This window comes from Streptomyces sp. NPDC002784 (genome assembly GCF_053592135.1).
Genome location: NZ_JBSFVD010000030.1, coordinates 21,205 through 35,005, shown reverse-complemented (window position 1 = coordinate 35,005; position 13,801 = coordinate 21,205). Strand labels below are relative to the sequence as shown.

The window sequence follows — 13,801 nt, the reverse complement described above, 5'->3', positions numbered from 1 at the left end:
CTCGGACGAGCGCCCACACTATCGGCTGGGCATGCGGACGGCCCGCCGCCTGTGGACAACCCACGTGCGACGGGCCGCTGATCGCGTGCGGCGGTGCCGTCCGGTCAGACGGCGGCCTTCTTCAGGCGGCGGCGCTCACGCTCGGACAGACCGCCCCAGATGCCGAAGCGCTCGTCGTTGGCGAGGGCGTACTCGAGGCACTCGGAGCGGACCTCACAGGCCAGGCAGACCTTCTTGGCCTCGCGGGTGGAGCCGCCCTTCTCGGGAAAGAAGGACTCGGGGTCGGTCTGGGCGCACAGTGCGCGCTCCTGCCAGCCGAGTTCCTCGTCCGCGTCGTCGACCAGCAGTTGCTGCACCGTCTCGGTCATGTGCGCCCCTCGTCCGTCTTTCGCGTCCCCGTGATGTAGCCGTTACCGATTCCGGCTGAACGACACGAGTGAAATTACAAGTGTGCTGCTCCGGGCGAGTCAAGCCGAGATCTGCTATTGGGCCCCTTATTCACTCTGCGGAACCAAGGCCTAGCGGAAAGTGTTCAAATCGGCATAAACCTTGACACGCGGAGAGGACCCACGAGGGCCTCCGGCCCGTACAGGGCTAGTACGGACAAGGACGCCCAGGAGTTCGATCTCGTTCCGACGCGCGCGCCGAAGCGAACCGGATCACAGTCGGATCACGGGACGGCAACGAGGCTTGTGCGCCCGGTAGAGCGCCATGTGTCCCGGGTGCCGCGTGCACAAACCTTTCGTCAGCCAGATGAACCGGATGAGGTGAACCACGTCCCACATACCGGGGGTCGGGTTGACAGTGAAGGTGTGAACCGCTGTCCTTGTGGGCATGCTCGCGAACTTGGCACTCACCTCGACCCGCACCGCCGGGTCCCTCGGTGCTGTCCACGCTCGCCGCGGCTGTTGTTGCTGTCCCAGCTGTTGAGCCGTTCCCGCTCCAGCTGCAGGCCGGGTCCCGTCCCCAGCGACTCGGTTCCTTGTTCCCCTCTGACCTTCTTTCACTGAGGAACCACCCCACCCATGAACAGCGACAGCGACCTCCAGATCGCCGGCGACATCCTCGAAGTCCCGCACCTCCTCCAGGCTCCGCGCGAGCACCCGGCCACCGTCTCCGAGTTCGTCGGCCTGGCCCGCTCCATCGCCGCCGACCGCTCCCAGTGGGAGCACCTCGTCCGCTACGACGCCACCTCCCGCTGGTACCACCGGCTGCGCACCGGCCCCGGCTACGAGGTCTGGCTGCTGTCCTGGGTGCCCGGACAGGGCAGCGGACTGCACGACCACGGCCCCTCCTCCGGCGTCCTGACCGTCCTGGCGGGCACGCTGACCGAGCGCACCGAACGCGGCACGCGCGCGTTGGCGCCCGGTGCGCAGCGGGTGTTCGCGCCGGGCTACGCGCACGAGGTGGTCAACGACGCGCTGGAGCCGGCGGTGAGCCTGCACGTCTACTACCCGGGACTGACGGAGATGCCGATGCACCCCGCCCCGGCCTGCGAGGTCGTTACCGCCTGACGCGTTGTCGGACCCGCCTGCCATGCTTGCTCCATGCGCATTGTGGTTCTGGCAGGCGGCATCGGCGGTGCCCGGTTCCTGCGCGGTCTGAAGCAGGCCGCGCCGGACGCGGACATCACCGTGATCGGCAACACCGGCGACGACATCCACCTCTTCGGGCTGAAGGTCTGCCCGGACCTCGACACGGTGATGTACACCCTCGGCGGCGGCATCAACGAGGAGCAGGGCTGGGGGCGGGCCGACGAGACCTTCCACCTCAAGGAGGAGCTCGCGGCCTACGGTGTGGGGCCCGAGTGGTTCGGACTCGGTGACCGGGACTTCGCCACGCACATCGTGCGGACCCAGATGATCGGCGCCGGCTATCCGCTGAGCGCGGTCACCGAGGCGCTGTGCGACCGGTGGCAGCCCGGCGTCCGGCTCGTCCCGATGACCGACGACCGCGTGGAGACCCATGTCGCCGTCGAGCTGGACGGCGCGCGCAAGGTGGTCCACTTCCAGGAGTACTGGGTACGGCTGCGGGCCTCCGTCGCCGCCGAGGCCGTCGTGCCGGTCGGCGCCGAGCAGGCGAAGCCCGCCCCGGGCGTCCTGGAGGCCATCGCCGAGGCGGACGTCGTCCTGTTCCCGCCGTCGAACCCGGTCGTCTCCATCGGCACGATCCTCGCCGTGCCCGGCATCCGGGAGGCCATCGCCGACGCCGGGGTGCCGGTGGTGGGCCTGTCCCCCATCGTCGGGGACGCGCCCGTGCGCGGGATGGCGGACAAGGTGCTCGCGGCGGTCGGCGTGGAGTCGACGGCCGCTGCGGTCGCCGAGCACTACGGCTCGGGGCTGCTCGACGGCTGGCTCGTCGACACCGTGGACGCCGCTTCGGTGGAGCGGATCGAGTCGGCCGGCATCCGCTGCCGGGCCGTACCGCTGATGATGACCGACCTCGACGCGAGCGCGCGGATGGCGCGTGCGGCGCTGGCGCTGGCCGAGGAGGTGCGGGGGGTGTGAGCGAGGTCTCCTACCGGGTCTGGGCCGTGCCCGGACTCCCCGAGGTCGCGGCGGGCGAGGATCTCGCCAAGCTGATCGCGGCGGCGGAGCCCGCGCTGGCCGACGGAGATGTGCTGCTCGTCACCTCCAAGATCGTGTCCAAGGCGGAGGGCCGGGTCGTGCGCGCGGCCGACCGGGAGGCCGCGATCGACGCCGAGACCGTACGGGTCGTGGCGCGCCGCGGCCCGCTGCGGATCGTCGAGAACCGGCAGGGCCTGGTCATGGCCGCGGCCGGGGTCGACGCCTCCAACACCCCGGCCGGGACAGTGCTGTTGCTGCCCGAGGACCCGGACGCGTCCGCGCGCGCGATCCGGGACGGACTGCGGGACGCCCTCGGCGTCGACGTCGGGGTGATCGTCACCGACACCTTCGGGCGCCCCTGGCGTTCGGGGCTCACGGACGTGGCGATCGGCGCCGCCGGGGTGCGGGTGCTCGACGACCTGCGCGGCGGCACGGACGCGTACGGCAATCCGCTCGCCGCGACCGTCGTCGCGACCGCGGACGAACTGGCCGCCGCCGGTGACCTGGTGAAGGGCAAGGCCGCCGGACTGCCCGTGGCCGTGGTGCGCGGGCTGCCGCACGTGCTGTCGGGGGACGACGGCGAGGGGGCGCGCGCCATGGTGCGCGGCGGGCGCGACGACATGTTCCGGCTGGGGACCTCCGAGGCGGTGCGGCTCGCGGTCACCCAGCGCCGTACGGTCCGGGCCTTCACCGACGAACCCGTCGACCCCGGGGCGGTGCGCCGGGCGGTCGCCGCGGCCGTGACGGCGCCGGCGCCGCATCACACGACGCCGTGGCGGTTCGTGCTGCTGGAGTCGGCGGAGTCCAGGGTGCGGCTGCTCGACGCGATGCGGGACGCCTGGATCGCGGATCTGCGGCGGGACGGCAAGAGCGAGGAGTCCATCGCCAAGCGGGTGCGGCGGGGGGACGTGCTGCGCAACGCGCCCTACCTGGTGGTGCCGTGTCTCGTCATGGACGGATCGCACACCTACGGTGATCCGCGGCGGGACGCCGCCGAGCGGGAGATGTTCGTGGTGGCCGCCGGGGCCGGGGTGCAGAACTTCCTCGTGGCGCTGGCCGGGGAGCGGCTCGGGTCGGCGTGGGTGTCGTCGACGATGTTCTGCCGCGAGGTCGTGCGGGACGTGCTGGGGCTGCCGCAGGAGTGGGATCCCATGGGGGCCGTGGCCGTGGGGCATCCCGCGGAGGAGCCCCGGCCGCGTGCCGGGCGGGACGCCGGGACTTTCATCGAGGTGCGCTGACGTACGGCGGCTTCGGCCTACCCTCGTAGGGTTCCCCTCCTCTCCCTAGGACACCGATCGTGGCTGGACGTTTCGCTCCTCGGCCCACGCGTACGACCGTGCGCGGGGGGCAGGCCGGTGTGCCCGCCGGTCTGCCGCGGCAGGCCGCGGTGGCGGGGCGGGTGCGGACGTATGTGCCTCCGGGGCCGCTCGATCTGGGTCTGGTGCTCGGGCCGTTGCGGCGCGGGCCCGGGGATCCCACGTTTCGGGCGATGCCCGACGGGTCCGTGTGGCGGGCCAGTCGTACGCCCCTCGGGCCCGGGACCTTGCGGGTGGCCGCGCAGGGGGCGGGGGTCCGGGCGGAGGCGTGGGGGCCCGGGGCCGAGTGGCTGCTGGAGCGGGTGCCGGAATTGCTGGGTGCCGCGGATGATCCCGAGGCGTTCGTGCCCCGGCACCGGGTGGTGGCGTTGGCCCGGCATCGGCGGCCGGGGCTGCGGCTGACGCGGACCGGGCTGGTGCTGGAGTCGTTGATTCCGTCGATTCTCGAGCAGAAGGTCACGACCGATGAGGCGTATCGGGCGTGGCGGTTGCTGGTGCGGAAGTTCGGGGAGCCGGCGCCCGGGCCCGTGCCGGGGCGGATGTGTGTGATGCCGGATGCGCGGACGTGGGCGTTGATTCCGTCCTGGGAGTGGCATCGGGCGGGGGTGGACAACAAGCGGGCGTCGACGATTCTGCGGTGCGTGCGGGTGGCTGCGCGGATGGAGCAGGCGGTGGGGATGGCGCCGGAGGATGCGCGGGCGCGGCTGGAGGTGGTGCCGGGGGTGGGGCCCTGGACCTCTGCGGAAGTGGTGCAGCGCAGTCATGGGGCGGCGGATGCGGTGACCGTGGGGGATCTGCATCTGCCGGGGATCGTGGGGTTCGCGCTCGCGGGGGATCGGGACGCGGATGACGCGGTGATGCTGTCGCTGCTGGAGCCGTATGCGGGGCAGCGGCATCGGGCGGCGCGGTTGATTCTGCTGAGTGGGAGGGTGCCGGGGCGGCGGGCGCCGCGGATGCCTGTGGGGGATATCGGGCGGTTGTGACGTGGGTGCGGGCGGGGGGTTTCCTCGCCCCCGCCGCCCCTACCCGTCCCTCCCTGGGGGCTGCGCCCCCAGACCCCGCTGTCGGCCCTGAAGGGGCCTCGTCCTCAAACGCCGGACGGGCTGGAGGTGCCGGCCGGATTACTGGTCCGGGGAGAAGCGCAGGGATCCTGGGGGGATTTGGGCGTCGCACCAGACTCGGGCGCCGTCGGTCAGTTCGTTGTCGGGGCCGATGACGGCGCCGTCGCCGATGACCGTGCCGGTGAGGATGGAGCGTTCGCCCACTCGGGCACGCGTGCCGATCAGGGAGTCCGTGATGACCGCGCCGGGTTCGATGACCGCGCCGGGCAGGATCGTGCTGCCGAAGACGCGGGCGCCCTCCGCCACGAAGGCCCCCTCGCCCACCACCGTGCCGCCCGCAAGTTTGGCGTCCGGGGCGACCCGGGCCGTGGGCAGGACGAGACGGTCGCCGCAGCGGCCGGGGACCGCGGGGGACGGGGCCCGGCCCAGCACCAGGTCCGCGGAGCCCCGTACGAAGGCCGCCGGGGTGCCCAGGTCCAGCCAGTACGTCGAGTCGACCATGCCCTGGAGGTGCGCTCCCGCGGAGAGCAGGCCGGGGAAGGTCTCGCGTTCCACGGAGACCGGCCGGCCCGTGGGGATCGTGTCGATGACCGAGCGGCGGAAGACGTAGGCGCCCGCGTTGATCTGGTCGGTGACGATCTCCTCGGGGGTCTGCGGCTTCTCCAGGAACGCCGTCACCCGGCCCGTCTCGTCCGTGGGGACCAGGCCGTACGCCCGCGGGTCGGTCACCTGCGTCAGGTGCAGGGAGACGTCCGCCCCCGTGCGCCGGTGGGTGTTCACCAGCGCCCTGATGTCCAGGCCCGTCAGGATGTCGCCGTTGAAGATCAGGACCGGGTCGTCGGGAGCGGAGTGCAGCCGGGAGGCGACGTTGCGGATGGCGCCGCCCGTGCCGAGCGGCTCCTCCTCGGTGACGTACTCGATGTGCAGGCCCAGCGAGGCGCCGTCGCCGAAGTACGGCTCGAAGACCTCGGCCAGATAGGACGTGGCCAGGACGATGTGGTCGACGCCCGCCGCTCTCGCTCTCGCGAGCTGGTGGGTGAGGAAGGGGACCCCGGCCGCCCGGACCATGGGCTTGGGCGTGTGCACGGTGAGCGGACGCAGCCGTGTGCCCTTGCCGCCGACCAGGAGGATCGCTTCTGTCACCTGTTGTCTCCGCTTCCTGCCGGGACCGGCCGAACTGTCTTTCGGCCGGTCAGTGTATGCAGACCGTTGCGTACGGACCGTGTGCGGTGCCCTCGACGGCAGTGCGGCGTTCGTCATGGATCCGCCTTCCCCCCGATGGCGGTGAATGTGTTCCTCCGGCGGCGGCGCCCGGTCAGCGGCCCTGGAGTTCGGCCGCCGTCGCGCGGGCCGTGCCGAGCTTGCGGTACATCTGCCAGCCCGGGCACTCCGTGGCGAAGCCGTCACGGTGGCCGGAGATCACGTTCAGTCGTACGTTCCTACCTTTTGCGTAGAGATTGCCACCTCCGGACTTCAGGTATGTCTTTCCGCGCGGATTGGCGCCGTAGAGACCGAGTTTCCAGGCGGTGAGCCGTGCCACGGCCTTCACGGCGGCACCGGACGGCTTGCTGCTGCCGTGGCTGCCGAGGAGGGCGATCCCCATGCTGTGCGTGTTGAAACCGAGGGTGTGGGCGCCGAGGACGGGCTTGGCCACGCCACCGGCCCGGCCCTCGTAGATGTTTCCGCACTTGTCGACGACGAAGTTGTAGCCGATGTCCCGCCAGCCCATGCTCTGCACGTGGTAGCGGTAGATACCGCGGATGACGGAGGGCGCCTGCGAGCACTTGTACCCGTTGCCGGACGCCGTGTGGTGCACGAAGGCCGCCTTCACCTTCTTCGTGTAGACGAACTTCTTCTCCCGCCAGCTCTCGTTCGCGCCCCAGCCGCGGCGGGTGACGATGCCGGGGCGGGGGCCGATGTACGGCTTCGCCTTCTGCTCCTCCGTCAGGTCGGCGCCGCGCAGGGTGAGCAGTTCCTCGCGGGTCCGTTCGGGGGTGAGCTCCGGGATCTCCAGGGCGCCCAGCGGGGCCAGTTCGGCGTTGGCGGCGGAGGCCGCCGCCGCCTCCGCGGTCAGGGTGGTGGCGGGGGTGTCCTCGGGGGCGGCGGCCCGGGTGGCCGGGCGCCGGGGCTCCTGCCGGCCCGGGTCGACCAGTTCCAGGCGCAGTCCCGCCGGGAGGGGGTTGGTGTACGGGTCTTCGGCCTGGTCCGCTCTGACGCGTACCTCCACGCCGTCCGAGTCGCCGACCCACAGGGGGGCGGTGGAGCCGCGTACCCGGCCCGAGGTGCGTTCGGCGGTGTCCGGGTCGGCGGCGTGTTCGGCGTTGTGGGTCTCCAGGTCCTGCCAGCCGGACCAGGTGCCGGTGGCCGTGGCCCGGGTGCGGACCTCGACGCGGCCGTGCAGTTCGGTGTCGGGGTCGTCCCAGATGACGCCGACGAGGGAGAAGCGGCGTACGTCCCGGGGGGGCAGGCCCTGTTCGGGGGCGGTGGGGGTCGCTCTCGTGCTGGGGAGCGTCGTCAGGGGGAGGGACTCGGTGTGGCCGGGGGTCGATCTCTCGCCGGGTGCGGTGACCGCTTCCGCCGTCGGCGCTGGGCTCATGGGCGCCGCGGCGGCGGATGGGGCCAGCGGAAGGACGAGAGCGGCCGCGCAAGTTACACCGATCGAGGAAGCAAGGAATCCACGCATGCCCCTGATGTTGGACATAGTCATACATATCTGTCCATCGGGGACTTGACGGGGCGTCGAGCGATGCTCGGCCGAAACGGTGGTGGGCGCGGGGGTGCGGGGGGTGGTGGGCGCGTACGCTAACGCGGGTGAATGCCACCGATCGCACCCCTGCCGACCTGCTGCGTTCCGCGCTTGCCGCGGACCCCGGGCGTCCCCTGGTGACCTTCTACGACGATGCCACCGGGGAACGCGTCGAATTGTCCGTGGCCACCTTCGCCAATTGGGTGGCCAAGACCGCGAATCTCCTCCAGGGAGATCTGGGCGCCGGGCCCGGGGACCGGGTGGCGCTGCTGCTGCCGGCGCACTGGCAGACGGCGGTGTGGCTGCTGGCCTGTTCGTCCGTGGGGGCCGTCGCGGATGTGGGCGGCGCGGATGTGGCCGCGGCCGACGTCGTGGTGAGCGGTCCCGGCACGCTGGAGGCGGCACGGAGCTGCGGCGGGGAGCGGATCGCCCTGGCGCTACGGCCGCTGGGCGGGCGTTTCCCGCAGGCGCCGGCCGGGTTCGCGGATTACGCGGTGGAGGTGCCGGGGCAGGGGGACCGGTTCGTGCCGTTCTCCGCGGTGGACCCCGAGGGGGCGGCGCTGATCGTCGCCGGGCGGGAGTTCAGCGGGGCGGAGGTCGTGGAGCGGGCGCGGGACGAGGCGACGGGGCTGGGGCTGACCGGGCCGGGGTCCCGGATCCTGTCGGGGCTGGGGTACGACACGTGGGAGGGGCTGAACGCCGGGCTGTACGGCGCGCTGGCCACCGGCGGGTCGGTGGTGCTGTGCCGGAACCTGGCGGAGCTGAGCGAGGAGGCCCTGGCCCAGCGGATCGAGAGCGAACGGGTCACCGCCGTGGCCCGGTGACGTCCGCGGGGTGAGGCCCGCCGGGCCGGGGCCCCCTCCCCCGTTCGGCCCATCACCGCTCACCCCCCTCCCGCCGTCCCCGTCATGGTCGTAAGGGACACCAAGGAGATTTTCGGGCCGCACGCCATGAGGGGTGGACGGACACGTGACCGAAAACGGAGCCGGGGCCTCGGGGTGGGGAGCCCGAGCCAGCGGGACGGGGCTCATACGCCGGCGCCGGCGGTGGGTCCGCAGGACTTCGCTCGGGGTGGGTGTCCTGGCGCTGGCGGCTCTCGGGGCCGGATGGGCGGTCTACGCGAAGCTCGACGGGAACATCACCCCGGACGAGGCCGCCGCCGCCGAACTCGCCCGCTACGAGAACGAGCGGCCCAGTTCCCTGGTCAAGAGCGCGCGGAACATCCTGGTGATCGGGTCCGACACCCGCTCCGGTGGCGAGAACCGGCGGTACGGGCGGGACTCGGGCACCGAGCGGTCCGACACCACCATCCTGCTGCATCTGTCCGCCGGCCGGCGCAGCGCCACCGCCGTGTCACTGCCCCGGGATCTGATGGTCGACGTGCCGTCCTGTCTGCGGCCGGACGGCGAGCGCACCGAGCCCGTGTTCGCCATGTTCAACTACGCCTTCGAGATGGGCGGCTCGGCGTGCAGCATCCGTACGGTCGAGAAACTCACCGGCGTGCGGATCGACCACCACATGGTCGTGGACTTCCGGGGGTTCAAGAAGATGGTCGACGCGGTGGGCGGCGTCGAGGTCTGCCTGAAGAAGCCCATCAACGACAAGGCCGCCAAGCTGCGGCTTCCCGCCGGGCGGGTGGAGCTCGACGGGGAGCAGGCTCTCGGGTACGTACGGGCCCGCAAATCCCTGGGGAACGGCAGTGACACCGACCGCATGGACCGTCAGCAACGCTTTCTGGGGGCCCTCGTCAACAAGGTGCAGAGCAATGACGTCCTGCTGAATCCGGCGCGATTGTATCCCGTTCTCGATGCCGCCACGTCCTCGCTGACCACCGATCCGACGCTGGCCAGTTTGCGGGGTTTGTACCAACTCGTCCGGGGTGCGCGCGTCATCCCCACCGAACGTGTGCAATTTCTGACCGTTCCCCGGGAGTCGTACGTCTACAACGCCAATCGCGACCAGCTCGTGGAACCCGAAGCGGAAAGGCTGTTCGAGCGGCTGCGGAACGACACGCCCGTCGAAGTCAGCCAAAAGGGTCGACCGGGAGCGAGCGAAGCGGACGCCCGCGACCGGCGCGCCCCCTCTCGCGCCTCCTCCCCCGCCCCCACCTTCTCGGGAAACACCGCCGCCCAGGACGGTTGCGGGTAAAGGGCACGCCAAGGCGACGAACACCGGTTCACGGAAATGCTCCGTATTGACCGGTTGTAGGGGCGTGGAATTTGTCACCGTCGTCGCTCCACGTTGAACTGGGCGGATAGTGTGAGCGACCCGGTGCACCTGGCCACGCCGTTCCACCCTGGTACGTCATGGGGTCGCGCACTGTTTGACCGAGACCCGAGCGCCTTGGTGGGGGAAGGCGCCGCGTGGCCCCGACGGAGGATTCGGACAACCGTGGACGCGCAAGGCCGTGGGCGGGCGGAGAACATCGATCCCGCCGACCAGTGGGTGCTCAATCCGAACACCGGCGAATACGAATTGCGACTGGGCCCATCCGCAGCGCAGTCGGCCGTCGCCGCTCCCCGCAGATCCGCCACCCGGACCGCGACGCCCGTGCGCGCGCCGCGTCCGGGGCGTGCGGTCCCGCCACCGCGGCGGCGGCGCGGAGCGCCCGAGGAGCCCCTTCCCGGGCGCCGCGGACGGCGCCCCGGGAAGAAGCCGTCCAAGGCGAAGAAGTTCCTGCTGTGGACCGGCGGCAGCATGGCGTTCCTGCTGATCGCCACCGCCGGGGCCGGGTACCTCTACCTGGAGCACCTCAACGGCAACATCGACTCCATTTCGGACGACGGCGCCGGCACCGGTGGCTTCAAGAAGGACGAGGCCATCAACATCCTGCTGATCGGCACCGACAAGCGCACCGGGTCCGGCAACGAGGGCTACGGCGACTCCGGCAGCGCCGGGCACGCCGACACCACGATCCTGCTGCATGTCTCCAAGGACCGGTCGAACGCCACCGCGCTGAGCATCCCCCGGGATCTGGTCGTCGACATCCCGGACTGCCCGACCACGCAGGGGGACGGGTCCACGAAGGTCATCCCCGGATCGAGCGGCGTGCGCTTCAACACCAGCCTCGGGCAGGGCGGCCGTACGCCCAGTTGCACCATGCGGACCGTCACCGAGCTGACCGGGATCACCCCGGACAACTTCATGGTGGCCGACTTCAACGCGGTCAAGACGCTCACCAGCGCGGTCGGCGGGGTCGAGGTGTGTCTGGCCAAGGACATCGACGACCCGGACTCGCATCTGAAGCTGTCCCAGGGCACGCACACCATCGAGGGCGAGCAGGCACTGGCCTTCCTGCGTACCCGGCACTCCGTGGGCTTCGGCGGCGACCTGAGCCGGATCGGGCTGCAACAGCAGTTCCTTAGCTCGCTGATGCGCAAGCTGAAGTCCAACGACACGCTCACCAGCCCGACGAAGATGGTGAAGCTGGCGGAGGCGGGCACCGAGGCGCTCACCGTCGACTCCCAGCTGGACAGCATCGGCAAGCTGAAGGACCTGGGCCTGGAGCTGGGCAAGCTCAACACCAAGAACCTGACGTTCACCACGGTTCCGGTGGTCGACAACCCCAACGAGACGGTGAAGTCGACCGTCGTCGTCAACGAGACGACGGCTCCCGAGGTCTTCGACATGATCCGGAACGATGTGTCGTTCACCGAGGTCAAGGCGGAGAAGAAGAAGGAGGCAGCCGCCGTCGCCGCCCGTCTGAAGGGCGCCAAGGCGGACCCCTCCGAGGTGCGCGTGCAGATCCTCAACGGCGGCGCGGAGACCGGCAGCGCCCAGGAGGTGCTGACCTGGCTGCAGACCGAGGAGGGCGTCACCAAGTCCGAGAACGCGGGCAACGCCGGTGCCGCACAGGCGAAGACGACGCTGGAGTACGCGCCCGAACAGGCCGACGAGGCGCGGCGGTTGGCGGACCTGATGGGACTCGCCGGCTCCGCGATGAAGCCCGGCGAGAGCGTCACCAACGCCCAGGGGCTCCCCACCATGACGCTCACCCTGGGCAAGGACTTCAAGGGCGCGGGCGTCCCGCTCACCGGATCGTCGTCGGGAAAGACCCCCGAAGGCGTGGACAAGTCCACCGCGGATCAGGTCCAGTGCGCCAAGTGACCCCGGGTGACCGGTCAGTTCACCGATCGGTCAGGGAAATGGAACGAATTGACCGCTTGTAGGGATGCCTCATTCGGTTGTACGCACGTGGAATTTCTCACCGACGTCGCTCGACGCCGAAGTGTGCGGATAGTGTGAGCGATCCGGTGCATCGGGCCCCGCGGCGACGTTCCGCGCGGCGCCTTCCCGACGGAGGATTCGGACAACCGTGGACGCAGGCCGTGGGCGGTCGGAGAACATCGACCCCGCAGACCAATGGGTGCTCAATCCGAACACCGGTGAATACGAACTGCGACTGAGCACTTCCGCACCGCAGTCACCCCGCTCCCCCGTCCCCGGCCCGCGCGGACGCTCCGCGCCCCGGCCGGACGGCACCACCGCGCGGCCGGCGCAGGCGCCGGGCCGCAGGGTGCCGCCGCCGCGCAGACGCGGGGCCGAGCCCGAGGAGCCGCCGGGGCGGCGCGGGCGCAGGCCCGGCAGGTCGAAGACGAAGCGGGCGCTGCTGTGGACCGGCGGCTCGATGGCGTTCGTGCTGGTGGCGGTCGCCACCGGCGGCTATCTCTACCTCAAGCACCTCGAGGGCAACGTCGACACGATCGACGTCGGTGACGCGGGCGCGAGCAGCTTCAGGAAGGAAGAGGCCTTCGACATCCTGATCCTCGGTACGGACAAGCGCACCGGTGCGGGCAACGAGGGCTACGGCGACAAGGGCAGTACCGGGCACGCCGACACCACGATCCTGCTGCATGTCTCCAAGGACCGGTCGAACGCCACCGCGCTCAGCATCCCCCGCGACCTGATCGTCGACATCCCCGACTGCGAGACGGCGCTGGAGGACGGGTCCGAGGAGACGATCCCCGGGCTCCAGGGCGTCCGCTTCAACCGCTCGCTCGGAGAGAGCGGCCGGGACCCCGGCTGCACCATGCGCACGGTCAAGGAGTTCAGCGGCATCGAGGTCGACCACTTCATGATGGCCGACTTCAACGCCGTGAAGACGCTGACGACGGCCGTGGACGGGGTCGACATCTGTCTGGAGCGCGCCGTCGACGACGAGGACTCCAAGCTCAATCTGCCCGCGGGTGAATCGACGGTGGAGGGCGAGGAGGCGCTCGCCTTCCTGCGGACCCGCAAGAGCTTCGGCAACAGCGGTGACCTGGACCGGATCAAGGCGCAGCAGCAGTTCCTCGGCTCCCTGATGCGCAAGATGTCCTCCGGCGACACCCTCACCAGCCCGACCAAGCTGCTGAAGCTCGCCGAGGCCGCCACCGAGGCGCTGACGGTCGACAAGGCCATAGGCGGCGTGGGCACGCTCAAGGACATCGCCCTGGAGCTGAAGAAGGTACCGACGAAGAACATCACCTTCACCACCGTCCCGGTCAAGGACAACCCGGCCGAGGCGGTGAAGGCGACGGTCGTCCTCAACGAGGCAACGGCACCCCAGGTCTTCGACATGATCAAGAACGACGTGTCGTTCACCGAGGTCAAGGCGGAGAAGAAGAAAGAAGCGGCCGCCGTCGCCGCCCGCCTCAAGGGCCCCAAGTCCGACGCCTCCGAGGTGCGGGTGCGCATCCTCAACGGCGGCGCCGCCTCCGGCAGCGCGCAGGCGCAGCTCGCCTGGCTCCAGACGCAGGCGGGCGTCGACAAGTCCGAGAACGCGGGCAACGCGGGCGTGGAACAGCCGAAGACGACGCTCGAGTACGCTCCTGACCAGGCAGATCAGGCACGCCGGCTGGCGGACATCATGGGTCTGCCGGGTTCCGCGCTCAAGCCCGGCGAGAGCGAGCTCAACGCTCAGGGTCTGCCGACGATGACCCTGATCCTGGGCAAGGACTACAAGGGAGCGGGCGTGAAGCTCGACTCCTCTTCGGTCAAGCCGCCGGACGTGGAGAAGTCGACGGCGGACAAGGTCCAGTGCTCCGGTTGAGCCACTGAGGCGACCTGACGGGCCTGCCGGGCGTCTGACAGGACGTACGGCGGGCCCGTTCCATGGCGCAGGGGTGGGGC

Annotated in this window: 11 protein-coding genes; 8 read left to right on the top strand and 3 right to left on the bottom strand. The window is 70.8% G+C overall.

The window, feature by feature from the left end; genetic code table 11:
• Positions 1–104 precede the first annotated feature (104 nt).
• Positions 105–368 carry a WhiB family transcriptional regulator gene (locus ACWD1Z_RS32460; RefSeq protein WP_010034659.1) on the bottom strand — a complete coding sequence of 88 codons (264 nt, stop codon included), beginning with the start codon at positions 366–368 and terminating at the stop codon, positions 105–107.
• Between the two features lie 657 nt (positions 369–1,025).
• On the opposite strand from ACWD1Z_RS32460, the gene ACWD1Z_RS32455 reads away from it, so the two are divergent.
• The 4 genes from ACWD1Z_RS32455 to ACWD1Z_RS32440 are packed head-to-tail and all read left to right on the top strand — an operon-like array spanning position 1,026 to position 4,866.
• Positions 1,026–1,514, top strand: a complete 489-nt coding sequence (locus ACWD1Z_RS32455) for a cysteine dioxygenase (protein WP_389418409.1) — start codon at positions 1,026–1,028, stop codon at positions 1,512–1,514.
• Positions 1,515–1,547: 33 nt separating this feature from the next.
• On the top strand, positions 1,548–2,507 hold the full coding sequence (gene cofD / locus ACWD1Z_RS32450; protein ID WP_451123660.1) for a 2-phospho-L-lactate transferase: 960 nt from the start codon (positions 1,548–1,550) through the stop codon (positions 2,505–2,507).
• Positions 2,504–3,805: a coenzyme F420-0:L-glutamate ligase gene (locus ACWD1Z_RS32445; protein ID WP_451123658.1), complete on the top strand. Its 1,302-nt coding sequence runs from the start codon at positions 2,504–2,506 to the stop codon at positions 3,803–3,805. The genes cofD and ACWD1Z_RS32445 overlap by 4 nt, the downstream gene beginning before the upstream one ends.
• 59 nt (positions 3,806–3,864) lie before the next feature.
• A complete protein-coding gene (locus ACWD1Z_RS32440) occupies positions 3,865–4,866 on the top strand; it encodes a DNA-3-methyladenine glycosylase family protein (protein WP_451123656.1) in 1,002 nt (333 codons plus the stop codon).
• 138 nt (positions 4,867–5,004) lie between these two features.
• Here the strand turns inward: ACWD1Z_RS32440 and ACWD1Z_RS32435 are convergent, their stop codons facing one another.
• Both ACWD1Z_RS32435 and ACWD1Z_RS32430 read right to left on the bottom strand, forming a co-directional pair.
• Positions 5,005–6,087: a sugar phosphate nucleotidyltransferase gene (locus ACWD1Z_RS32435; protein ID WP_451123654.1), complete on the bottom strand. Its 1,083-nt coding sequence runs from the start codon at positions 6,085–6,087 to the stop codon at positions 5,005–5,007.
• A gap of 172 nt (positions 6,088–6,259) precedes the next feature.
• Positions 6,260–7,627 carry a peptidoglycan recognition protein family protein gene (locus ACWD1Z_RS32430; RefSeq protein ID WP_451123652.1) on the bottom strand — a complete coding sequence of 456 codons (1,368 nt, stop codon included), beginning with the start codon at positions 7,625–7,627 and terminating at the stop codon, positions 6,260–6,262.
• Positions 7,628–7,755: 128 nt separating this feature from the next.
• On the opposite strand from ACWD1Z_RS32430, the gene ACWD1Z_RS32425 reads away from it, so the two are divergent.
• The 4 genes from ACWD1Z_RS32425 to ACWD1Z_RS32410 all read left to right on the top strand — a co-directional run bounded on the left by ACWD1Z_RS32425 (position 7,756) and on the right by ACWD1Z_RS32410 (position 13,721).
• On the top strand, positions 7,756–8,514 hold the full coding sequence (locus tag ACWD1Z_RS32425) for a TIGR03089 family protein (RefSeq protein ID WP_451123650.1): 759 nt from the start codon (positions 7,756–7,758) through the stop codon (positions 8,512–8,514).
• A gap of 145 nt (positions 8,515–8,659) precedes the next feature.
• Positions 8,660–9,838 (top strand): LCP family protein, encoded by a 1,179-nt coding sequence (locus ACWD1Z_RS32420; protein WP_451123648.1) that lies wholly within the window; start codon positions 8,660–8,662, stop codon positions 9,836–9,838.
• Between the two features lie 243 nt (positions 9,839–10,081).
• Positions 10,082–11,797, top strand: a complete 1,716-nt coding sequence (locus ACWD1Z_RS32415; RefSeq protein ID WP_451123646.1) for an LCP family protein — start codon at positions 10,082–10,084, stop codon at positions 11,795–11,797.
• A 208-nt stretch (positions 11,798–12,005) separates the two neighbouring features.
• Entirely contained in the window at positions 12,006–13,721 is a 1,716-nt protein-coding gene (locus tag ACWD1Z_RS32410; RefSeq protein WP_451123644.1) for an LCP family protein, read from the top strand.
• Positions 13,722–13,801: the final 80 nt, after the last annotated feature.